This is a genomic window from Kitasatospora sp. NPDC056446 (assembly GCF_042796115.1).
In the GTDB taxonomy this organism is placed as follows: domain Bacteria; phylum Actinomycetota; class Actinomycetes; order Streptomycetales; family Streptomycetaceae; genus Kitasatospora.
This window is the reverse complement of the sequence record NZ_JBHTRF010000081.1, coordinates 16,293-38,913: the sequence shown is the minus strand read 5'-3', so window position 1 is coordinate 38,913 and position 22,621 is coordinate 16,293. Positions and strand designations below refer to the sequence as shown.

Below are 22,621 nucleotides of genomic sequence, written 5' to 3'. Positions count from 1 at the left end.
GGTCACCGCCACCCTCACCGGCTGGTGCGGCGAACTCCCCCGCTACGACCTGCTCGCCGCCGCCGACCTCCCCCGTGGGAGCGGCCGCCCGTCGGCGGTTGCCGGCCCGGCGCCCGCCGGTCAGGCCGCGACCGGGTGAAGCCCCGCCGGGACGGGCCGGGCCAGCGGGCTCAGCGCCACCAGGAAGCAGACGGCCGCGAGCGGGATCAGTGCCAGGTCGGCGGCCGAGGCGACCGTCCCCACCAGCGCGAGCACCGGGCTCCACCAGCGCAGCGCCCGGGCCCGACCCACCGAGGCGGCGGTCAGCAGCGCCAGCAGGCCGACGTAGAAGAGCAGCGGGCCGACCTGGTAGACGACCGGCAGCACCCCCGGGACGTCCTGGACCCGGTCGAACAGCCGCGACTGCTCGGCCTTGTCCGCCGCCGCCAGGCCGACCACCAGGTCGATCCCGATCTGCGCCAGCGAGGCCGCCAGCCCGGCGAAGGCCGTGGCCGACGCGGCCCCCGCCGCGACCCGCCCGGCGGTCGTGCCACGCGGTGCGAGCAGCCGACGCAGCGCCAGGAAGAGCGGGGCGAACAGCAGCAGTGCCGCGAACATCGCGGTGTGGCCGAGGGTCCAGCCGAGGCCGGGCTCCCGGGAGCCCGGCACCAGCCGGATCCCGCCGTAGAGGGCCAGCAGCGCGGGGGCGCCGACGACGGCGTACGTGGTGAGGCGGGTGCTGCGGGTGGCGTTCATCTGCGTTCTCCTGCGGGGCCGGTGGTCGTTCTCGACACCACAGATGCTGTCGGTCCGGGCCCTCGTCGCGGATCACCCGTACCGGCGAACCGGGCGGCTCCCCCTCCGGAGGGAGGAGGCCCAGGACCGGCCCGAACCGCCCAGGACCGCTCGGGACCACCCAGGACCGCTCGGGACCGCTCAGGGCCGCCCAGGACCGCTCGGGACCGCTCAGGGCCGCCCAGGACCGCTCGGGACCGCTCAGGGCCGCCCAGGACAGCTCAGGACTCCCCCGCCACCACCGCACCGGCCTCGTACGCGAACACCACCGCGTGCACCCGGTCCCGCAGCCCGAGCTTGCTCAGCACATTGCTGACGTGGGTCTTCACCGTGTGCTCGCTGACCACCAGCTCGGCCGCGATCTCCGCGTTGGACAGCCCGCGCGCGATCAGCCGCAGCGTCTCCTGCTCCCGCAGGGTCAGCTGTTCCAGCAGCCCGGACGGCGGCCGCACCGCCCGCTGGGGCGCCCCGGGCCGGCGGGCGGCGAACTCGCCGATCAGCCGCCTGGTCACCGAGGGCGCGAGCAGCGCCTCCCCCGAGGCGACCATCCGCACCCCGTGCGCCAGGTCGTCCCGGCGGACGTCCTTGAGCAGGAAGCCGCTGGCCCCGGCGTACAGCGCGTCGAAGACGTAGTCGTCGATGTCGAAGGTGGTCAGCATGATCACCTTGGTGGCCGGGAACTCCGCGCACACCCGGCGGGCCGCCTCCAGCCCGTCCATCACCGGCATCCGCACGTCCAGCAGCAGCACGTCCGGGCCGTGCTCGCGCACCGCCTCCACCGCCTCGGCACCGTCGCGGGCCTCGGCCACCACCTCGATGTCCGGCTGCGCGTCCAGGATCATCCCGAACCCGGCCCGCACCAGCTCCTGGTCGTCCGCGACGACCACCCGGATCGGCGTCATCCGCCCACTCCCTCCATCGCACCCGCCCCCAGCGGCAGCCGGGCGCTCACCAGGAATCCCCTGCCCTCCGGTCCCGGGCCGGCCTCGGCCCGCCCGCCGCAGGCCGTCGCCCGCTCCCGGATGCCGACCAGCCCGCGGCCGCCGGACCAGCCGCCCACCGTACGGTCGACCGTCGTCGGCACCCCGCGGCCGTTGTCGGAGACCACGACCTCCAGCACCTCCCCGGCCCGCCGCACCCGGATCGCGGCCCGGTCGGCCCCGGCGTGCTTGACCGTGTTGGTCAGTGCCTCCTGCACGATCCGGTACGCCGCCGCCTCCACGTCGGCCGGCAACGCGCGCCGGTCCTCCGGGAGTTCGAGCTCGACCCGCAGACCTGCGCCGCGCACCCGCTCGGCCACGTCCGCGAGTTCGGACAGCCGGGGCTGCGGCGCCAGCTGCCGGTCCGCTTCCGGGTCCTTCAACACTCCGAGCACCCGCCGCAGTTGGACCATCGCATCACGACCGGCGTCGGCGATGGTGTCGAACGTGCGGATCGCCCGGTCCGGATCGCCGCGCACCACCACCGGGCCGGCCTCGGCCTGGATCACCATCAGCGAGACGGCGTGCGCCAGGATGTCGTGCATCTCCCGGGCGATCCGGGCCCGCTCCTCCGCCACCGCCCGCGCGGCGTCGCTCGCCGCCCGCTCACCGGCCTCCCGGGCCCGCTCCGCCTGCACCCGGGCCAACTGCCGCTGGGCGCGCACCAGCGAGCCGAACACGAAGGTGCCGACGGAGGTGAGCAGGCTGAACAGCGCGCCGTTCGGCGAGTGGGTGCCGAGGACATTGCCGGCCACCACCACCGCCAGCACGCTCCAGCGCACCCGGTCCGAGGAGCGCTCCGCCACCGTGTAGAGGGCGATCACCGCGGCCAGCGGCACCTGGGGGTTCGCCGAGTGCGCCACGGCGGAGATCACCAGTGAGGGCGTCGTCGCCAGCGCCAGCACCGTCAGCGGCCCCCGGCGCCGCCAGGGCAGCGCCAGCGCGGTCGCCACCGCGAGCAGGTAGATCCACCACGGCCGCGCCGTGGCGTCCTGGTACACCGACCAGACCGCCACGCCGGCCGCGATCAGCGCCAACAGCGAGTCCGCCACGTACGGCCCCGGCCCGGCCGGCCCGACGACCCGGCCCCACACACGCTCCACCCCGCCACCTCCCCCGTCGTGGGGGACGCGTCCCCCGTAGCGGGGAACGCCTCCCCCGCGGAGAAGATCATGCCCCACCGGCAGGACCAGCGGGACGTCCCGGTCAGGCACCGCTGACCGTCACACCGCCGGTCTCCGCCCGGGCGCTGATGGTGCGCGCCGCCCCCGGCTGCGAGGGGATGCCCACGTCCACCCCGCCGACCGACGCCTGCGCGTCCACGGCGTACGCCTCCCCGCTCGGCACCGTCACCCGCACCCCGCCGTTGGCGGTCGTCGCCTCCACCCTGGTCGGCGCGGCGGCGAAGCCGACCCGCACCCCGCCGTTGACCGCGGTCAGCTTCACCTGCGCGGAGGTCAGCCCGCCGGCCTCGACCCCGCCGTTCATCACCTCGGCCTCCGCATCGCCGGCCAGCCCGTTCAGCTTGATGCCGCCGTTGGCCGCCTTCACCCGCACCTTGGTCCCGGCCGGCACCTGCACGGTGTAGCCGACTCCGCAGTGCTTGCAGTCGTACGTCAGCCGGAGCGTGCCGTCCTTCACCTCGTGGGTGGTCTTCGGCGCCTCCCCCTTGTACCCCTGCTCCTCGACGACGTGCACGGTGTCGCCGCCGCCGGTCACCTCCACGGCGCCGTTCCCGCCGTCGACCACCAGCTCCTTGACCGGCTCGGCCACCCCGTAGCCGACCGTCCGGTGCTGCTCGTCATCCCCGCCCGGCCCGCAGGCCGACGTCCCGACCAGCACCGCCGCCGTGACCGCCATCGCGCCCAGTACCCGCTTCATCCCGGCCCCCTCACAAGCCATGTGAACCCGACACGGGAAGCCTCCCCCGCCCGCACCGTCCTTCACCTCCCTCTGCGGAGCGGTTCCCGGCACTCCCCCGCAGGAGCGAGTCCACCGGCCGGCACCCGGGAACGCCGAAGGGCCCGGAGGCTGAATGCCTCCGGGCCCTTCGATTTGTAGCGGGGACAGGATTTGAACCTGCGACCTCTGGGTTATGAGCCCAGCGAGCTACCGAGCTGCTCCACCCCGCGTCGGTAAACACAACCTTACGCGACTTCGTCCGGATCTCCTAACCGGATTCCCCGACGCCCTCCACCGGCCCCCGCAGAACCCCCACCGGCCGGCTCCCGAAGGCCCGCCGGCCCGCCCCTCGGCCACCCCTCAGCGGCTCCCGGGAACGCCGCAGGGCGGCCACCCCGGTTGGGGTGACCGCCCTGCGATCGGAGACCTGGACTCAGCCGGTGTACGGGCCGTAGTCGTAGTCGTCCAGCGGAACCGCCTGGCCGGAGCCGGCGCCGAAGGGCGACAGGTCGTAGTCGTCGTAGCCGACGGCCGAGTACATCGCGGCCTTGGCCTCCTCGGTCGGCTCCACCCGGATGTTGCGGTAGCGGGGCAGACCCGTACCGGCCGGGATGAGCTTGCCGAGGATGACGTTCTCCTTGAGGCCCAGCAGCGGGTCCGACTTGGCGTGGATCGCCGCGTCGGTGAGGACCCGGGTCGTCTCCTGGAAGGAGGCAGCCGACAGCCAGGACTCGGTGGCCAGCGAGGCCTTGGTGATACCCATCAGCTGCGGACGGCCGGAGGCGGGGTGACCGCCCTCGGCGACCACGCGACGGTTCTCGGTCTCGAAGCGGCCGCGCTCGACGAGCTCGCCCGGGAGCAGCTCGGCGTCGCCCGACTCGATGATCGTCACGCGGCGGAGCATCTGCCGGATGATGATCTCGATGTGCTTGTCGTGGATCGACACACCCTGCGAGTTGTAGACCTTCTGGACCTCGGCCACCAGGTGGATCTGGACGGCACGCTGGCCCATGATGCGCAGGACGTCGTGCGGGTTGGTGGCGCCCATGGTCAGCTTCTGGCCGACCTCGACCGCCTCGCCCTCGCTGACCAGCAGCTTGACGCGCTTGGAGACCGGGTAGGCGATCTCCTCGCTGCCGTCGTCCGGGGTGACGACGATCTTGCGGGTCTTCTCGGTGTCCTCGATCCGCGCCCGGCCGGTGGCCTCGGAGATCGGGGCCACACCCTTCGGGGTACGGGCCTCGAAGAGCTCGACGACACGCGGCAGACCCTGGGTGATGTCGTCACCGGCCACACCACCGGTGTGGAAGGTACGCATCGTCAGCTGGGTACCGGGCTCACCGATGGACTGGGCGGCGATGATGCCGACCGCCTCACCGATGTCGACCAGCTTGCCGGTGGCCAGCGAGCGCCCGTAGCACATGGCGCAGGTGCCGACGGCCGACTCACAGGTCAGGATCGAGCGGGTCTTGACCTCGCCGATGCCGTGGCGGATCAGCTCGTCGATCAGCACGTCACCGAGGTCGGTGTTCGCGGTGGCCAGCAGCTTGCCGTCGACGGTGATGTCCTCGGCGAGCATGCGGGCGTAGACGCTGGTCTCGACGTCGTCGGCCTTGCGCAGCACGCCGTCGGCGCCCACGGAGCCGATCGACAGCTTCAGGCCGCGCTCGGTGCCGCAGTCCTCCTCGCGAATGATGACGTCCTGGGAGACGTCGACCAGACGACGGGTGAGGTAGCCGGAGTCGGCGGTACGGAGGGCGGTGTCCGCCAGACCCTTACGGGCACCGTGGGTGGAGATGAAGTACTCCAGCACGGTGAGACCCTCACGGAACGACGCCTTGATGGGTCGCGGGATGGTCTCGTTCTTGGCGTTCGACACCAGACCACGCATACCGGCGATCTGGCGCATCTGCATCATGTTTCCACGAGCACCCGAGTCGACCATCATGAAGATGGGGTTCGTCTTCGGGAAGTTCTCGTTCATGGCCTCGGCGACCTCGTTGGTCGCCTGGGTCCAGATGCCGATGAGCTCCTGCTTGCGCTCGTCGTTGGTGATCAGGCCGCGCTCGTACTGACGCTGGACCTTCTCCGCCTTCGCCTCGTAGCCCTCGAGGATCTGGGGCTTGTTCGGCGGGACGACGACGTCGGAGATGGAGACGGTGACACCCGAGCGGGTCGACCAGTGGAAGCCGGCCGCCTTCAGGTTGTCCAGGGTCGCCGCGACGACGACCTTGGGGTAGCGCTCCGCCAGGTCGTTGACGATCGCGGAGAGCTGCTTCTTGCCCACCTCGTAGTCGACGAACGGGTAGTCCTCGGGCAGCAGCTCGTTGAAGAGCGCGCGGCCCAGGGTGGTGCCCAGACGGAAGGGCTCGCCCTCGTACCAGCCGGGCTGGCCGTCCTCGTCCACCGGGACGGTCCAGCCGCGCGGCGGGACGGTGCCGGCGCCGAGGCGCAGCTCGATCGGGGCCTGGACGTCCAGCTCGCGGGCGTCGAAGGCCATGATCGCCTCGGCGGTGGACGAGAAGGTGCGGCCGGCGCCCTTCACGTTCTCGCGGTCCGAGGTCAGGAAGAACAGACCGAGCACCATGTCCTGGGTCGGCATGGTGACGGGGCGACCGTCGGCCGGCTTCAGGATGTTGTTCGAGGACAGCATCAGGATGCGGGCCTCGGCCTGCGCCTCCGCGGAGAGCGGCAGGTGGACGGCCATCTGGTCACCGTCGAAGTCCGCGTTGAACGCGGTGCAGACGAGCGGGTGGATCTGGATGGCCTTGCCCTCGACCAGCTGGGGCTCGAAGGCCTGGATGCCGAGGCGGTGCAGGGTGGGCGCACGGTTCAGCAGGACCGGGTGCTCGGCGATGACCTCTTCGAGCACGTCCCACACGACCGGGCGGGCGCGCTCGACCATGCGCTTGGCCGACTTGATGTTCTGCGCGTGGTTCAGGTCGACCAGGCGCTTCATCACGAACGGCTTGAAGAGCTCCAGCGCCATGGCCTTCGGCAGACCGCACTGGTGCAGCTTGAGCTGCGGGCCGACGACGATGACCGAACGGGCCGAGTAGTCGACTCGCTTGCCGAGCAGGTTCTGACGGAAACGACCCTGCTTGCCCTTCAGCATGTCGCTGAGGGACTTCAGCGGGCGGTTGCCCGGACCGGTGACCGGACGGCCGCGGCGGCCGTTGTCGAACAGCGCGTCGACGGCCTCCTGGAGCATGCGCTTCTCGTTGTTCACGATGATCTCGGGGGCACCGAGGTCGAGAAGGCGCTTCAGGCGGTTGTTGCGGTTGATCACGCGGCGGTACAGGTCGTTCAGGTCGGAGGTCGCGAAGCGGCCACCGTCCAGCTGCACCATCGGACGCAGGTCCGGCGGGATGACCGGGACGCAGTCCAGCACCATGCCGTTGGGCTTGTTGGTGGTCTGCAGGAACGCGGAGACGACCTTGAGGCGCTTCAGCGCACGGGTCTTCTTCTGGCCCTTGCCCGTGCGGATGATCTCGCGCAGGCGCTCGGACTCCTCCGCCAGGTCGAAGCTCTCCAGGCGGTCCTTGAGGGCCGCGGCGCCCATCGAGCCGGAGAAGTAGGTGCCGAAGCGGTCGCGCAGCTCGCGGTAGAGCAGCTCGTCGCCCTCCAGGTCCTGGACCTTGAGGTTCTTGAAGCGGGCCCACACCTCGTCGAGGCGGTCGAGCTCGCGCTGCGCGCGGTCGCGCAGCTGCTTCATCTCGCGCTCGGCGCTCTCGCGCACCTTGCGGCGCACGTCGGCCTTGGCGCCCTCGGCCTCCAGCTCGGCCAGGTCGGTCTCGGCCTTCTTGGCACGGCCTTCGAGGTCGGAGTCGCGACGGTTCTCGATCTGCTGGCGCTCGACCGAGACGTGCGCCTCCAGGGACGGCAGGTCGCGCTGGCGGCGCTCGTCGTCGACCCAGGTGATCATGTAGGCGGCGAAGTAGATGACCTTCTCGAGGTCCTTCGGCGCCAGGTCCAGCAGGTAGCCCAGGCGGGACGGGACACCCTTGAAGTACCAGATGTGGGTGACCGGGGCGGCCAGCTCGATGTGGCCCATCCGCTCGCGGCGCACCTTGGCGCGGGTCACCTCGACGCCGCAGCGCTCACAGATGATGCCCTTGAAGCGGACGCGCTTGTACTTGCCGCAGTAGCACTCCCAGTCCCGGGTGGGGCCGAAGATCTTCTCGCAGAAGAGCCCGTCCTTTTCCGGCTTCAGGGTGCGGTAGTTGATGGTCTCCGGCTTCTTGACCTCGCCGTGCGACCACTGGCGGATGTCGTCGGCGGTGGCCAGGCCGATGCGGAGCTCGTCGAAGAAGTTGACGTCAAGCACTGGTCGTCAAGCCCTCTTTCGTAAGTCGAGAGTCGTTCATGTGGTCTGAGGGGGGCCTGGGGGCGGGCCGGCCGCGGTCGTGCGGCCGGCCCGGCCTCCGTCAGACCTCTTCGACGCTGCTGGGCTCGCGCCGGGACAGGTCGATGCCGAGCTCCTCGGCGGCGCGGAACACGTCCTCGTCGGAGTCCCGCATCTCGATGGACTGGCCGTCCGAGGACAGCACCTCCACGTTGAGGCAGAGCGACTGCATTTCCTTGATGAGAACCTTGAAGGACTCGGGAATGCCGGGCTCGGGGATGTTCTCGCCCTTGACGATGGCCTCGTAGACCTTCACGCGGCCGAGCACGTCGTCGGACTTGATGGTGAGGAGCTCCTGCAGCGCGTAGGCCGCGCCGTACGCCTCGAGGGCCCACACCTCCATCTCACCGAAGCGCTGACCACCGAACTGCGCCTTACCACCGAGCGGCTGCTGGGTGATCATGGAGTACGGACCGGTCGAACGGGCGTGCAGCTTGTCGTCGACCAGGTGGTGCAGCTTGAGGATGTACATGTAGCCGACCGAGACCGGCATCGGGAACGGCTCGCCGGAGCGGCCGTCGAACAGCCGGGCCTTGCCGGTGGAGTTCACCAGGCGCTCACCGTCACGGGTGAGGGTGGTGTTGTCCAGCAGGCCGGTGATCTCGTCCTCTCGGGCGCCGTCGAAGACCGGGGTGGCGAGGTTGGTGCCACCGTCGACCTGGTCGGCGCCGATCGCCTGGAGGCGCTGGGCCCACTCGTCGGCGAGGCCGGAGACGTCCCAGCCCTGCTTGGCGAGCCACCCGAGGTGAATCTCCAGGACCTGCCCGGGGTTCATTCGGGACGGGACACCGAGCGGGTTCAGGATGATGTCGACCGGGGTGCCGTCCTCCAGGAACGGCATGTCCTCGACCGGCAGGATCTTGGAGATGACGCCCTTGTTGCCGTGACGGCCGGCGAGCTTGTCACCGTTGGTGATCTTGCGCTTCTGGGCCACGTAGACGCGGACCAGCTGGTTGACACCCGGGGGGAGCTCGTCGCCCTCCTCGCGGTCGAACACGCGCACGCCGATGACCTTGCCGGACTCACCGTGCGGGACCTTCAGCGAGGTGTCGCGGACCTCACGGGCCTTCTCACCGAAGATCGCGCGGAGCAGGCGCTCCTCCGGGGTCAGCTCGGTCTCGCCCTTGGGCGTGACCTTGCCGACCAGGATGTCGCCGGTGACGACGTCGGCGCCGATCCGGATGATGCCGCGCTCGTCGAGGTCGGCGAGGACCTCCTCGGAGACGTTCGGGATGTCCCGGGTGATCTCCTCCGGGCCGAGCTTGGTGTCACGGGCGTCGACCTCGTGCTCCTCGATGTGGATCGAGGAGAGGACGTCGTCCTGCACGAGGCGCTGCGACAGGATGATCGCGTCCTCGTAGTTGTGACCCTCCCACGACATGAACGCCACGAGCAGGTTCTTGCCGAGGGCCATCTCGCCCTCGTCGGTGCACGGGCCGTCGGCCAGCACCTGGTTGACCTCGACCCGGGCGCCCTCGTCCACGAGCACCTTCTGGTTGAAGGCGGTGCCCTGGTTGGAGCGGGTGAACTTGGCGGCGCGGTACGTGGTGTACGTGCCGTCGTCGTTCGCCACGGTGACGTAGTCGGCCGAGACCTCCTGGACGACACCGGCCTTCTCGGCGGTGATGACGTCCGCGGCGTCGACGGCGCAGCGGTACTCCATGCCGGTACCGACCAGCGGGGCCTCGCTCTTCAGCAGCGGCACCGCCTGGCGCATCATGTTCGAGCCCATGAGCGCGCGGTTGGCGTCGTCGTGCTCGAGGAACGGGATCATGGCGGTCGCGACCGACACCATCTGGCGCGGCGAGACGTCCATGTAGTCGATCTCGGAGCCCGGGATGTAGTCGATCTCGCCACCACGGCGGCGGACCAGGACACGCGGCTCGGCGAAGTGCAGGTCCGCGGTCAGCGGCGCGTTCGCCTGGGCGATGACGTAGCGGTCCTCCTCGTCGGCGGTCAGGTAGTCGACCTGCTCGGTGACCACGCCGTCGACGACCTTGCGGTACGGGGTCTCGATGAACCCGAACGCGTTGACCCGGCCGTACGAGGCCAGCGACCCGATCAGACCGATGTTCGGGCCTTCGGGGGTCTCGATCGGACACATGCGGCCGTAGTGCGAGGGGTGCACGTCACGGACCTCGAAGCCGGCGCGCTCACGGGAGAGACCACCGGGACCGAGGGCGGACAGACGACGCTTGTGGGTCAGGCCCGACAGCGGGTTCGTCTGGTCCATGAACTGCGACAGCTGGCTGGTGCCGAAGAACTCCTTGATGGAGGCGACGACCGGCCGGATGTTGATCAGGGTCTGCGGCGTGATCGCCTCGACGTCCTGGGTGGTCATGCGCTCACGCACGACGCGCTCCATACGGGCGAGACCCGTACGGACCTGGTTCTGGATGAGCTCGCCGACGTTGCGCAGGCGACGGTTGCCGAAGTGGTCGATGTCGTCGACCTCGACCACGATGTCGCGGCCCTCGCCGTCACGCCACTCGGTCTCGCCCGCGTGCAGCTTCACCAGGTACTTGATCGCACCGATGATGTCGGGCTCGGTGAGCACGCCGGAGTCCAGCGACTCGGCGTTGCCCAGCTTGCGGTTGACCTTGTAACGGCCGACCTTCGCGAGGTCGTAGCGCTTCGGGTTGAAGTACAGGTTCTCCAGAAGCGTCTGCGCGGCCTCGCGCGTCGGCGGCTCGCCGGGACGCAGCTTGCGGTAGATGTCCAGCAGCGCGTCGTCCTGGCCCTGGGTGTGGTCCTTCTCCAGGGTGTTGCGCATGGACTCGTACTCGCCGAACTCCTCGAGAATCATCTCGTTGGTCCAGCCGAGCGCCTTGAGCAGCACGGTGACGGACTGCTTGCGCTTGCGGTCGATGCGGACGCCGACCATGTCGCGCTTGTCGATCTCCATCTCCAGCCAGGCACCACGCGAGGGGATGACCTTGCAGGAGTAGATGTCCTTGTCGGACACCTTGTCCAGGGTGGAATCGAAGTACACACCCGGGGAGCGGACCAGCTGCGACACGACGACACGCTCGGTGCCGTTGATCACGAACGTGCCCTTGTGGGTCATGAGCGGGAAATCGCCCATGAAGACCGTCTGAGACTTGATCTCACCGGTCTCGTTGTTGGTGAACTCGGCCGTGACGAAGAGCGGGGCCGCGAACGTGAAGTCGCGGTCCTTGCACTCGTCAATGGAGTTCTTCGGCGGCTCGAAACGGTGGTCGCGGAAGGTCAGGGACATCGACCCACTGAAGTCCTCGATCGGGGAGATCTCCTCGAAGATCTCCTCCAGACCGGACTTGGTGGGGACGTCCAGACCGTTCTCCAGCGCCTCCTCGACCCGGGACTTCCAGGCCGCGTTTCCGAGCAGCCAGTCAAAGCTCTCAGTCTGCAGGGCCAGGAGGTTCGGGACCTCGAGGGGCTCCTTGATCTTCGCGAAGGAGACGCGGAGAGGGGCGGTGGATGCGGCGGAATTGTTCGAGGCGTTGCGCGGCGCGGCCAAGAGGGGGGTCCTTCCGAGGGCTCGGAGCTCACTACGCGCGTACCAGCCGGGCCTGCTTGGGCTTGGTCCCGCCTCCCTCGCCACTGGCCTCCGCCGGGGTCGAAACCCCAGGTCAGAGCCGCTTTGCGGAGGCGATGCCAGACCCCTTCAGGGCAACGCAAACTCCGGGCGACGAGTCACGGAGCAGCTAACAGGCAGCGCAAAGGGACAGTGTAGCCAATGGCCACACTGCTGTCCAGCTCTGATTCGGAGACCGAATCGGAGACTCCTCCCGGTAGCCGGCGGGCGCGGACGCCCACCGGGTACTGCTCTAACTCACGTGGAGTCATTTCCCGCCTGAGCCACTGGTTATGCATCCAGCAGCGAACCAACCGGGCGGACTCGCGCCTTGAGAATCGCGCGCCGCGCCAGGTTCGTCAAGGGCCCGCTGACGACGCGGACCTCGCCCCGTCCATCGGTCCCGACCCCTCCGGCGTTACAGAAGCCGTGGTGGGGGCCGCCTCGACGACGTTGATCACCATACCCCCCGGCACCGACGCTGCCGAGTGGACGTTCGGCCACACCGGTGGCCCGTGGCGACCCGGACGGGGCAACGGCGGCCCGCGCCCCGGCAGGCGCCCCGGAACGCGAAAAAGCCGGGCCGACCACCCGCAAGGGTGATCGGCCCGGCCGCACGCCCCCTCAGAGGGGGCGCAAGATCACTTGACGGTGACCTTGGCGCCGGCACCCTCGAGGGCAGCCTTGGCCTTCTCGGCAACGTCCTTGGCAACCTTCTCCAGGACCTTGGCACCAGCGGTGTCAACGAGGTCCTTGGCCTCCTTCAGGCCGAGGGAGGTCAGGGTGCGCACCTCCTTGATGACCTGGATCTTCTTGTCGCCGGCACCATCGAGGATGACGTCGAACTCGTCCTGCTCCTCGACGGCCTCAACGGCGGCCGGGCCACCGGCGGCGGCAACCGCGACCGGGGCGGCGGCGGTGACGTCGAACTTCTCCTCGAAGGCCTTCACGAAGGCAGCGAGCTCGATGAGGGTGAGCTCCTCGAACTGCGCGAGCAGCTCGTCCTGGGACAGCTTCGCCATGATGGCGTCCTTCCACTAAATCGGCAGGTGGTGCCGGATGTACGGGTTGGGCGGGCACGGGCCCGCAGCGAGGCGTTAGCCTGCCGCCACACCCCAGAGGGGCATGGTGCGATTACTCGGCGGCGGCGTCCTCGGCGGCGGGAGCCGGCGTACCGGCACCGCCCTGCTCGACCTTGTCGCGCAGCGCGTCCACAGTGCGGACGAGCTTCGACGGCAGGGCCTGGAAGAGCGCGGCAGCCTGGGACTGCTTGGCCTTCAGGGCACCCGCCAGCTTGGCGAGCAGCACCTCGCGGGACTCGAGGTCCGCGAGCTTCTTGATCTCATCGGCGGACAGCGCCTTACCGTCAAGGACACCGCCCTTGATGATGAGAGCGGGGTTGTCCTTGGCGAAGTCACGCAGAGCCTTCGCCGACTCCACCGGGTCACCGGTGACGAAGGCAACAGCCGTCGGACCGTTGAACAGGTCGTCGAGCTCCGTGATCCCGACCTCATTGGCCGCGATCTTGGTCAGCGTGTTCTTCACCACGGCGTACTCGGCGTTGTCGCCGAGCGAGCGACGCAGGGTCTTGACCTGCTTCACCGAGAGACCGCGGTACTCGGTCAGCAGCGCCGCGGAGGAGCCACGGAACTTGTCCGTGATCTCGGCGACAGCAGCAGCCTTGTCAGGCCTGGCCATAGGCTTACGCCTCCTTCCGTGATGTAGAAGTCAGGCCGACCACGAAAGTCGACCGATTCCGCCGCGGACCGGCTGGTGCGAAGGAAGCTCTTGCGCAAATGCAATGAGCCCCGGTGCGCAGGCGCACGGGGCTCGTGACGATCTCGACGGGCTGTCGCGCGAACGCGGAACCCGGAGGTCGAAGCTCCAGACACACCTGCGCGGGCTGCCTGCGACGAGTCGCAGATCCTTCGGCCACCGGCTCCCTTGCGGGACACGGCGACAACCAGCGGTCTTTGGCTTCCGCCAGATTAGCCGGATCCGTCCGTCCGGGGCAAATCGCCCTCGGACGGAGCAACCGCGGCGGGCTCCCGGGCGGTCCCGGCCCGGTCCCGGCCCCGCCCCTGCGCGGCCCCGGAGAACCTCGACGGGCCTCGGCGGCGGGCCTCAGCGGGCCAGCGGGGAGACCGTCCGGACGCCGGTGTCCACGGTGTCCGCCTCGGCCGGCGCCTGGGCCGAGAGCAGTGCCCCGCCGAGGTCGGTGTAGAGCACCGAGTCGTCCGCCCGGCCGCTGTCCCCGCTGCCGGTGCGCTGGATCCGGACCAGCTGGTCCTTGTCGTTGAGCCAGAGGTCCAGGGTGAGCGAGAGCGAGCCGCCGGGCGCGAGCGCGGCCCGCAGGCCGTCCCGGCGGGCCTGGGTGAGCTGGGTCTGGGCAGCCGCGTACTTCTCGGCGGTGGTGGTGACCCGGTAGTGCTCGACGGTCGAGTCCTCGTACTTCTCCTCGCCGACGAAGGCGGCGTCCGCACCGTCGACGGTGGCCGCGGCGAGCGCCTCGACCGGGTTCAGCAGGTCGATCAGCCCGGCGTACGGGATCTCCTTGTGCCCGTCCGCGTCCGGCGGGACGGTGAAGCGCTCCCAGTGCCGGCCGCCCTGGCGGGCCGCCGTGGCCGCGTCGCCGCCCTGGTAGGCGACGGTGTCCACGACGATCAGCTGCTCGGCGTCGGCCGGGGTGGACCGCTTGATCTGCAGCGCCGTCTTCGGCTGCCAGAACAGCGGGCCGGATCCGGCGTCCGCGCCGAGCCGGTAGCTGACCTTGGCCCGGCGGGCGGTCTGCATGGCCAGCTGGGCGGAGAGCAGCACGCCGTGCGGGGAGCGGTCGGTCGGCTTGGCCTGCGCGCTTGGGGAGGAGCTGGTCGGCGAGGCGCTGGACGGGGTCGGGCTGCCGGACGGCGTGGCGGGCGCGTCTGCCCCGCCGCATCCGCTCAGCCCGCTCGTGAGCAGGGCGACCACGGCCACTGCCGCCAAGCGCTGCCGTGCCGCCACGTCCGTTCCCTTCCTCGCCCCACCGCTGTCCGACGGCGTCCGCCGTCCGGCGGCGCCCCTCGTCCCGGCCACGATGCCACCCGTCCCCCGTCCGCCCGGTGGCGGCCCCCTCGTCGGGCCGCGCGGTCCCGGCGGAACCACCGGGTCGGAGGAGTCGCGGGCCCCGCGGCGGAGGGGCCGGGGCGGAGCGGGGAGCCGACCGCGCCGGCTCCCCGCTCCGCGGGTTCGCGGGTTCGCGCCTGGTGGCGCCGGTCAGCCGGCGGAGCCCTTGCCGAGCTGCGCCAGCTCGGACAGCTCCACCGTGTCGGACGGGTCCGGCGCGGTCGTGGTGACCGGGGTCCCGTAGTCCGAGTAGCTGACGGTGGCCTTCATGGTGCCGACCTTGGTGTCCGCCTGCTCGCTCCGCTTGACCACCAGCTGGTCGGCGTCGATCCAGACGTCGATCGTCTCGCTGGTGATGCCGGCCGTGTCCAGGGTCTGCTTGACCTGGTCCAGCTCGTCCTTGGTCAGGCCGGTCCCGGTGGCGCCGGCGATGTCGTCCGCGCTGAGCTCTCCGGTGTAGTGGGTGGCGGCCTTGCCGGCGACCGTCTCCTGGCCGACCTCGGTCACCTTGCCGGTGGCGATCAGGTTCCGGACGCCCTGCACCGGGTCCGCGCTCTTCAGCTGGTCGGTCGAGCTTCCGGAGGCCGTGGCCATGTCGGCCTTGCTGTAGTGCAGCCAGTGCCGGCCGCCGAACGCCCCGACCGCGTCGCCGCCCAGGCGCATGTACATCGCGTCCTTGGTGTAGCGGTACGGGGCGGTCGTGCCGCCGGTGACGGGTGCGAGGACGCTGCCCAGCGGGGAATCGGACAGGTCCATGGTGATCTCGCCCTGGAGGCCGTCGGCCCAGGACACCGCCCCCTTGCCCTTCATGGTGACCTGGCCGATCGCGATCACCTCGTCGATCTTCGCGGACTTCGCGGCGCCGGTCTTCTTGGTGACCTGCTCCAGCAGGACCGCCGGGGTCAGCTTGACCGGCTTCTCACCGGTGGACGGAGCGGCGGGCGACGACGGGGTGGCCGCCGACGGCGCGGCGGCCGGGGCGGTCGTGGTCGGCGCGGCCGGGGCGGCGCCGGTGCCCTTGCCGTCGTTGCAGGCGGTCGCGGTCAGCGCCACGACGGCCAGGACGGCGGCAGCGGCGGTCTTGCGGATTCCAGCCATGGTTCCCCCCTTGAGGACCCCCGGGCGCGAGGTGCGCCCGGGGTGTAGCCGGCTGTACGTCCGGAGCCGCACGGGCTCCGGTTCCACGGGCCCGGCGGGATCAGCCGAGCAGCTTGAGGAGGTCGGCCTCGCTGCCGAGGTCGGCGGCGGCGGGCGCCGCGACCGCGGCGGCCTTGCCGAGGTCGGAGTAGGTGACGGTGACGGCGGCCTTCGCGCCGTTGGTGTCGCCGTACTCCTGGTACTGGACGAGTTCCTGCTTGGCGTTCAGCCAGAAGTCGAAGGTGAGCGTCTTGCCGTCCTGCTCCAGCGTCTTCTGGACGGTCTTGCGCTGGTCCTCGGAGAGCGCCGACATCGCGGCCACCAGGGCGGAGGTGTCCTCGACCGCCCGCAGGTGGGTGGTCTGGACGCCGCCCAGGGCCTCCTGGCCGACCTTGGAGAGCTTGCCGTTCTGGGCCGCGACCGTCAGCACGACGACCGGGTTCAGCAGCTGGCCGGCCGCGCGGAAGCCGTCGCCGGCCCCGTTGCCGGGGGTCAGCTTGATCCAGTGCTTGCCGCCGAGGGCCGCGGCCGAGGCGGCGTCGTCGCCGCCGAGGTAGGCGTCCGCGCCGACCACCCGGATCCGGAGCTTCTTGCCCTCCATGTCGCCGGCCAGGTCCACGGACACCTTGCCCGGGTCCTTCCAGTCGGCGTCGCCGCTGCCACCGCCCTTGGCGTCGTCCGGGCTGACCATGCGGACCTTGCCGTTGCCGGCCTTCTGCATGACCAGGGCGGAGGCGGTGAGCGCGGCCTTCGGGTCCGAGGTCAGCGCCGCCGCGAGCGGGTCGGAGCCCTTGGCGTCGCCGCTCTTGGCGTCGTTGCCGCCCTTGCTGCCGCAGGCGGTGACGGCGGCGAGCAGGACGGCCGTCGTGGCGACGGCCGAGGCGAGGCGCACAGCGCGCATGAAGGTACCCCCGTGAGATCCGATGCGCCTGGAAAGCTGATTTTCAGCTCTTCGCAGGTCGTTCCGAGCGGACTCTAACGGATCGTCGGATCCGCCACGCGGCGGATTTCCGGGCTCCCGTCAGCCTCCTGCGGGGGGCGTCTCGTCCCCCGTCCCGACAGAGGGGACATCCGTGGTGGTCACGGTGGTTCCGGCACTCCCCCGTGCCGTCTCACGCAGCCTCAGCAGGCGCTGCCCGGGCCCGACCCAGACGTCGAAACCGATCACCGCCACCCCGCCCTGCCGGTACCAGTCGAGCGTCGCGGCCCGCCGGGCCGGGCTCAACTCCTGGTCCACGCCGAAGAATTCGTCGACCGGAACGGAGCCCTGGTAGTGCGCGACGGTCACCCCGCCCATCTCCTCCCCGCCGAGCGAGCGGAGCGGGACCCGCTGCCCGATCGCGTACGCGCGGCTGCCCGGGTTGGTGACCAGCGCGGTCATCCAGCCGCCCGCGAAGCCGTCCGGCGCCGGTCCGGCCTTCGGGTCGAGCGACTCGGCCCCGGCCCGGTCGGCGTGCCCGGTCGCACCGCCCTGGCGGGCGAGGTCGATCGCGCCGTCCTTCATCGCCAGCTGCCCGGTGCCCGTCTCGTCGGTGACGGTCAGCGCGGCCTCGTCCCGGGCGCCCCAGACCAGCGCGCCGCTCGCGGTTCGCCGGCCCGCCGGTCCGTCCTGCGCCACCTCGATCCGGGCGCCGCCGGCGTCGTCCAGCGCCTGGGCGGCAGCCAGCACCACCTGCTTGGGCGGCAGCGGCACGGGACCGCCGGGGGTACGGGCGTCCGGGACGGCCAGCAGGCTGCAGCCGGTGGTGGCGCCGAGCAGCGCCAGGGCCGCCAGGGCCACGGCGGAGCGGGGCACCGACCGGCGGGGGGCCGACGAACGGCGGAGTGCCGACGAACGACGGGGTGCCGACGAACGGGGGGCGGGCGAGCGGGGGGCGGGCGGCACGTCACACTCCGGCGGTCACAGGCTCTCCACATGATCTGACCGGCAGAGCGTACGACGACTCGGGCAGACGTTCCCATTCGGGCCGGTCCCGGCCCCGCGACCGGGCCCGCCACGGCCCCGTCCTCGGGGACGACGACGGGCCCGCACCCCCGGTGAAGGGGGTACGGGCCCGTCGTACGGACGCTCTAGAGCACGGAGGCTCAGACCGCGGCCGGGTCCTCCTCGACGAGGAGGTTGCGGGTGCGGTTCGAGTCCACCAGGATGCCGGGGCCCATGGTGGTCGAGATCGCGGTCTTCTTGATGTAGCGGCCCTTGGCGGCGGACGGCTTGGCGCGGAGCACCTCGTCCAGCGCGGCGGCGTAGTTCTCGACCAGCTGCACGTCGGTGAAGGAGGCCTTACCGATGATGAAGTGCAGGTTCGAGTGCTTGTCGACGCGGAACTCGATCTTGCCGCCCTTGATCTCGTTCACGGCCTTGGCCACGTCCGGGGTCACGGTGCCGGTCTTCGGGTTCGGCATCAGACCACGCGGGCCGAGCACGCGGCCGAGGCGGCCGACCTTGCCCATGAGGTCCGGGGTGGCGACGACGGCGTCGAAGTCGAGGCGGCCCTTGGCGACCTCGTCGATGAGCTCGTCCGAGCCGACGATGTCGGCACCCGCAGCACGCGCGGCCTCGGCACGCTCGCCGGTCGCGAAGACCAGGACCCGAGCGGTCTTACCGGTGCCGTGCGGGAGGATCACGGTGCTGCGGACCATCTGGTCGGCCTTGCGCGGGTCGACGCCCAGACGCATGGCGACCTCGACGGTGCCGTCGAACTTGGTGGTGCTGGTCGCCTTGGCGAGGCGGACGGCCTCGAGGGGGGCGTAAAGGCGCTCGCGGTCGACCTGGGCGTCCGCGGCCTTCAGGGCCTTGCTGCGCTTCATAGCTGCTCCTGAATGGTGATGGGAGTTGTGGTGTCACGGGCCTGCGCAGGCCCTACCACAAGGGACGGCTGAGCCGTTGTATCCCCGAGGGGATAGGAGGGATCAGCCCTCGACGGTGATGCCCATCGACCGGGCGGTGCCGGCGATGATCTTCTCCGCGGCGTCCAGGTCGTTGGCGTTCAGGTCGGGCATCTTCGTGGTGGCGATGTCGCGGACCTGGGCGCTGGTGAGCTTGGCGACCTTGGTCTTGTGCGGCTCGCTGGAGCCCTTGTCGACGCCCGCGGCCTTCAGGATGAGGCGCGCGGCCGGCGGCGTCTTCGTGATGAAGGTGAAGGAACGGTCGTCGTAGACCGTGATCTCCACCGGCACGATCATGCCGCGCTGCGACTCGGTCGCAGCGTTGTAGGCCTTGCAGAACTCCATGATGTTGACGCCGTGCTGGCCCAGCGCGGGGCCGACCGGCGGCGCCGGGTTGGCCGCACCGGCGTTGATCTGGAGCTTGATAAGCCCCGTGATCTTCTTCTTCTTGGGAGGCATGTCTCTCCGGGTCCTTCCGAGAGGTGATTGCTGATGCGTGTGGGACCGGGGCGACACCCGGCCGCCAGCACACACATCCAACCAGGCTAACGCGTTCGCGCCGCTGGACCAAAACGGATCCGGGGCAGGGCGCTCGGCCCTGCCCCGGATCCGAAGACTGTGCGACTAGTTCTTCTGGATCTGGTCGAAGGAGAGCTCGACCGGGGTCTCCCGGCCGAAGATCTCGACCAGGCCCTTGACCTTCTTCGAGTCGGGGTTGATCTCGTTGATGGTCGCCTGGAGGGTCGCGAACGGACCGTCGGTGACGGTGACCGAGTCGCCGACCTCGAAGTCCAGGACCTGGATCTCGCTCGGCTTGACCGGCGAGGGCTTGCCGGCCTCCTTGGCCGCCTGGCGCTCGACGTCCGGGGCGAGCATCTTGACGACCTCGTCCAGGGTCAGCGGGTACGGGTCGTAGGCGTTGCCGACGAAGCCGGTGACACCGGGGGTGTTGCGCACGACGCCCCAGGACTCCGGGGTGAGGTCCATGCGCACCAGGACGTAGCCGGGGAGCTTGTTCTGGCGGATGGTCTTGCGGTCGCCGTTCTTGATCTGGACGACCTCCTCCTGCGGCACCTCGGCCTGGAAGATGTACTCCTCGACGTTCAGCGAGACCGCGCGCTGCTCCAGGTTCTGCTTCACCCGGTTCTCGTAGCCGGCGTAGGTGTGGATCACGTACCACTCGCCCGGCATGAAGCGCAGGTCCTCGCGGAACTTGGCGACCGGGTCGACCTCGACGGCCGGCTCCTCGGCCTCGACCTCGGCGTCAACCTCAGCCTCGGTCTCCTCGGCGGCGTCCTCCGCGACCTCCTCGGCCTCGGCCTCGGCGTCGCCCTCCACGTGCAGCGCGGCCTCCTCGGCCGGCTCACCGGCCTCGGCCTCGTCGTACGCCTCGACCTCGTCCTCGTCGCTGTCCGCGGCGTCGACGATCTGCTCGGCGGACTCTGCGTCGTCAGCCTGCTCGGCCGCGTCCAGCTCGGCGGCGACATCCGCCTCGCGGACGGTCTCGTCGGCGTCGTACAGGGGGGACTCAGACACGGTGGCTGCTTCTTTCCTGGAGATGGTGAAGGTACGCGCTCCGAAACCGGACCCGGCACGCTGCCGCTCGCGCGGGCGCCTGGTGAGGTCTCGGAGACTTCAACAGTACCGAGTCAACGGTAACGGCGCGTACGACCGCCACCGACAGCTCGACCCGGACCGAAGGTCGGCCCGGGTCGGGAAGCTGTTTCGAAGGCGGCCGATCGCGTCAGCCGAAGACCAGGAGGCTCAGCTTGGAGAAGCCGTAGTCCAGACCGGCCACGAAGGCCATGACGACCACGACGAACACGACCACGACGGTGGTGTAGTTGGTGAGCTCGCTCCGGGTCGGCCAGACGACCTTGCGCAGTTCGGCGATGATCTGGCGGTAGAAGAGGCCCATGCGGGCGAACGGGCCCTTCTTGGCCCGCTTGCCGGACTTCTTGTCGCCGGAGCGGTTGGCCCGCTTGCGGTCGCGGCGCGAGAGCGCCTTCTCCTCGCCCTCCGCAGGCGTGGTCTCGGCAGCGCCGTCGGCCCCCTCGGGGTTGCCGCTCTCAGGCGTTGCGGTGGAGCCCGTGGTCTCCGTCACTCGTCCTCACCTGAATCCGGGTCCTGCCGAACGTGGTCGCACACCAGATTGGGGCACGAACCGGCCGGCGTAGCGGTGCTGATCGGTGCCATCTCCGCATCAAGCCCGCTCACTCCTGTGGAGCGAACGGGCTGAAAACGGATCAAGCAGCAGGGCAAGAGGGACTCGAACCCCCAACCGCCGGTTTTGGAGACCGGTGCTCTACCAATTGAGCTATTGCCCTACGGTGCCTCGCGGCTCCGGTGGCGACCAACCTACCGTATCTCCCCCCGCTGTCTGCACAGTCGGTGAAAGCTCCGGTTCTTTTCGGCGGGCCGTCGATCAGCGAGTGTACGTGGTCGAGGGGCATTTGGTCGAACGTCTTCTTCCGGGAGGGCCGAACTCCCGGCGGATGTCCGGCCGGCCCGGGACCCCACCGGCGGATCACCGGGTGCCGAGATGCGGACGGAGCCGTACGGATACTGGAACCGCCATGCCCGGTCCGTCCCGGTTCTGCGACGATGCAGGCATGAGCGCTTCCACCCCGCAGCCCGACCCTTCCATCCGCCCCGCCGACCGCCGGGTCTCCGCCCGGATCGGTGCGATCGCCGAGTCCGCGACCCTCGCCGTGGACGCCAAGGCCAAGGCCCTCAAGGCGGCCGGCCGTCCGGTGATCGGCTTCGGTGCCGGCGAGCCCGACTTCCCGACGCCGGGTTACATCGTCGACGCGGCCGTCGAGGCCTGCCGCGACCCGAAGAACCACCGTTACACCCCTGCGGGTGGCCTGCCCGAGCTGAAGGCCGCGATCGCCGCCAAGACGCTGCGCGACTCCGGCTACGAGGTGGACGCCTCCCAGGTTCTGGTCACCAACGGCGGCAAGCAGGCGATCTACGAGGCGTTCGCCGCGATCCTGGACCCGGGCGACGAGGTCATCATCCCGGCCCCCTACTGGACCACCTACCCGGAGTCGGTCCGGCTGGCCGGCGGTGTCCCGGTGGAGGTCGTGTCCGACGAGACCACCGGCTACAAGGTCTCGGTCGAGCAGCTGGAGGCCGCCCGCACCGAGAACACCAAGGTGGTGCTGTTCGTCTCGCCGTCCAACCCGACCGGCGCGGTGTACACCGAGGCCGAGGCCGAGGCGATCGGCCGCTGGGCGCTGGAGCACGGCCTGTGGGTGCTCACCGACGAGATCTACGAGCACCTGGTCTACGGCGACGCCACCTTCACCTCGCTGCCGGCCGTGCTGCCCGAGCTGGCCGAGAAGTGTGTCGTGGTCAACGGTGTCGCCAAGACCTACGCGATGACCGGCTGGCGGGTGGGCTGGGTGATCGGCCCCAAGGACGTCATCAAGGCCGCGACCAACCTCCAGTCGCACGCCACCTCCAACGTCTCCAACGTCGCGCAGCGCGCCGCCCTGGCCGCCGTCGCCGGCGACCTGGACGCCGTCGCCGAGATGCGCGAGGCGTTCGACCGCCGTCGCAAGACCATCGTGCGGATGCTCAACGAGATCGACGGCGTGGTCTGCCCCGAGCCCGAGGGCGCCTTCTACGTCTACCCGTCGGTGAAGGGCCTGCTGGGCAAGGAGATCCGCGGCAAGCGCCCGCAGACCTCCGGCGAGCTGGCCGCCCTGATCCTGGACGAGGCCGAGGTCGCGGTCGTCCAGGGCGAGGCCTTCGGCACCCCCGGCTACCTGCGGCTCTCCTACGCGCTCGGCGACGCCGACCTGGTCGAGGGCGTCAGCCGGATCCAGAAGCTGCTCGGCGAGGCCCGCGACTGACGACGGCCCGACCCGCCGG

17 protein-coding genes and 2 tRNA genes are annotated in these 22,621 nt (G+C 70.5%); 1 reads left to right on the top strand and 18 read right to left on the bottom strand.

What is annotated here, in order from left to right:
- Nucleotides 1-120: 120 nt before the first annotated feature.
- The 18 genes from ACFQ6N_RS33665 to ACFQ6N_RS33580 form a co-directional block, all read right to left on the bottom strand.
- Nucleotides 121-735 (bottom strand): hypothetical protein, encoded by a 615-nt coding sequence (locus tag ACFQ6N_RS33665; RefSeq protein ID WP_380657444.1) that lies wholly within the window; start codon nt 733-735, stop codon nt 121-123.
- A 260-nt stretch (nt 736-995) separates the two neighbouring features.
- The gene (locus ACFQ6N_RS33660) at nt 996-1,676 is read right to left on the bottom strand and encodes a response regulator (RefSeq protein ID WP_380657442.1); all 681 of its coding nucleotides are present in this window, start codon (nt 1,674-1,676) and stop codon (nt 996-998) included.
- On the bottom strand, nt 1,673-2,857 hold the full coding sequence (locus ACFQ6N_RS33655; RefSeq protein ID WP_380657440.1) for a sensor histidine kinase: 1,185 nt from the start codon (nt 2,855-2,857) through the stop codon (nt 1,673-1,675). The genes ACFQ6N_RS33660 and ACFQ6N_RS33655 overlap by 4 nt, the downstream gene beginning before the upstream one ends.
- Before the next feature lie 103 nt (nt 2,858-2,960).
- Nucleotides 2,961-3,635 (bottom strand): DUF4097 family beta strand repeat-containing protein, encoded by a 675-nt coding sequence (locus ACFQ6N_RS33650; RefSeq protein ID WP_380657438.1) that lies wholly within the window; start codon nt 3,633-3,635, stop codon nt 2,961-2,963.
- A 177-nt stretch (nt 3,636-3,812) separates the two neighbouring features.
- Nucleotides 3,813-3,886, bottom strand: a tRNA-Met gene (locus ACFQ6N_RS33645).
- 203 nt (nt 3,887-4,089) lie between these two features.
- Nucleotides 4,090-7,983 (bottom strand): DNA-directed RNA polymerase subunit beta', encoded by a 3,894-nt coding sequence (locus ACFQ6N_RS33640; RefSeq protein WP_380657436.1) that lies wholly within the window; start codon nt 7,981-7,983, stop codon nt 4,090-4,092.
- 100 nt (nt 7,984-8,083) lie between these two features.
- Nucleotides 8,084-11,560, bottom strand: coding sequence for a DNA-directed RNA polymerase subunit beta (rpoB, locus tag ACFQ6N_RS33635; protein WP_380657434.1), 3,477 nt, complete (start codon nt 11,558-11,560; stop codon nt 8,084-8,086).
- Nucleotides 11,561-12,258: 698 nt separating this feature from the next.
- Nucleotides 12,259-12,639, bottom strand: coding sequence for a 50S ribosomal protein L7/L12 (gene rplL / locus ACFQ6N_RS33630; protein WP_363648534.1), 381 nt, complete (start codon nt 12,637-12,639; stop codon nt 12,259-12,261).
- 112 nt (nt 12,640-12,751) lie between these two features.
- Nucleotides 12,752-13,315, bottom strand: coding sequence for a 50S ribosomal protein L10 (gene rplJ, locus ACFQ6N_RS33625; protein ID WP_380657433.1), 564 nt, complete (start codon nt 13,313-13,315; stop codon nt 12,752-12,754).
- Nucleotides 13,316-13,741: 426 nt separating this feature from the next.
- Entirely contained in the window at nt 13,742-14,617 is an 876-nt protein-coding gene (locus ACFQ6N_RS33620) for a hypothetical protein (protein ID WP_380657432.1), read from the bottom strand.
- A 252-nt stretch (nt 14,618-14,869) separates the two neighbouring features.
- Nucleotides 14,870-15,817, bottom strand: coding sequence for a hypothetical protein (locus ACFQ6N_RS33615; protein ID WP_380657430.1), 948 nt, complete (start codon nt 15,815-15,817; stop codon nt 14,870-14,872).
- Between the two features lie 100 nt (nt 15,818-15,917).
- A complete protein-coding gene (locus ACFQ6N_RS33610) occupies nt 15,918-16,757 on the bottom strand; it encodes a hypothetical protein (protein ID WP_380657429.1) in 840 nt (279 codons plus the stop codon).
- 120 nt (nt 16,758-16,877) lie between these two features.
- Nucleotides 16,878-17,651, bottom strand: coding sequence for a hypothetical protein (locus ACFQ6N_RS33605; RefSeq protein WP_380657427.1), 774 nt, complete (start codon nt 17,649-17,651; stop codon nt 16,878-16,880).
- 290 nt (nt 17,652-17,941) lie between these two features.
- A complete protein-coding gene (gene rplA / locus ACFQ6N_RS33600; RefSeq protein WP_380657425.1) occupies nt 17,942-18,664 on the bottom strand; it encodes a 50S ribosomal protein L1 in 723 nt (240 codons plus the stop codon).
- A 102-nt stretch (nt 18,665-18,766) separates the two neighbouring features.
- Nucleotides 18,767-19,201 (bottom strand): 50S ribosomal protein L11, encoded by a 435-nt coding sequence (gene rplK, locus ACFQ6N_RS33595; RefSeq protein WP_380657423.1) that lies wholly within the window; start codon nt 19,199-19,201, stop codon nt 18,767-18,769.
- A 165-nt stretch (nt 19,202-19,366) separates the two neighbouring features.
- Nucleotides 19,367-20,278 carry a transcription termination/antitermination protein NusG gene (nusG, locus tag ACFQ6N_RS33590; RefSeq protein ID WP_380657421.1) on the bottom strand — a complete coding sequence of 304 codons (912 nt, stop codon included), beginning with the start codon at nt 20,276-20,278 and terminating at the stop codon, nt 19,367-19,369.
- A gap of 208 nt (nt 20,279-20,486) precedes the next feature.
- The gene (gene secE / locus ACFQ6N_RS33585) at nt 20,487-20,846 is read right to left on the bottom strand and encodes a preprotein translocase subunit SecE (RefSeq protein ID WP_380657419.1); all 360 of its coding nucleotides are present in this window, start codon (nt 20,844-20,846) and stop codon (nt 20,487-20,489) included.
- 150 nt (nt 20,847-20,996) lie between these two features.
- Nucleotides 20,997-21,069 (bottom strand) — tRNA-Trp (locus ACFQ6N_RS33580).
- Between the two features lie 285 nt (nt 21,070-21,354).
- Here ACFQ6N_RS33580 and ACFQ6N_RS33575 point away from each other — a divergent pair.
- Nucleotides 21,355-22,602 carry a pyridoxal phosphate-dependent aminotransferase gene (locus tag ACFQ6N_RS33575; protein ID WP_380657417.1) on the top strand — a complete coding sequence of 416 codons (1,248 nt, stop codon included), beginning with the start codon at nt 21,355-21,357 and terminating at the stop codon, nt 22,600-22,602.
- Nucleotides 22,603-22,621: the final 19 nt, after the last annotated feature.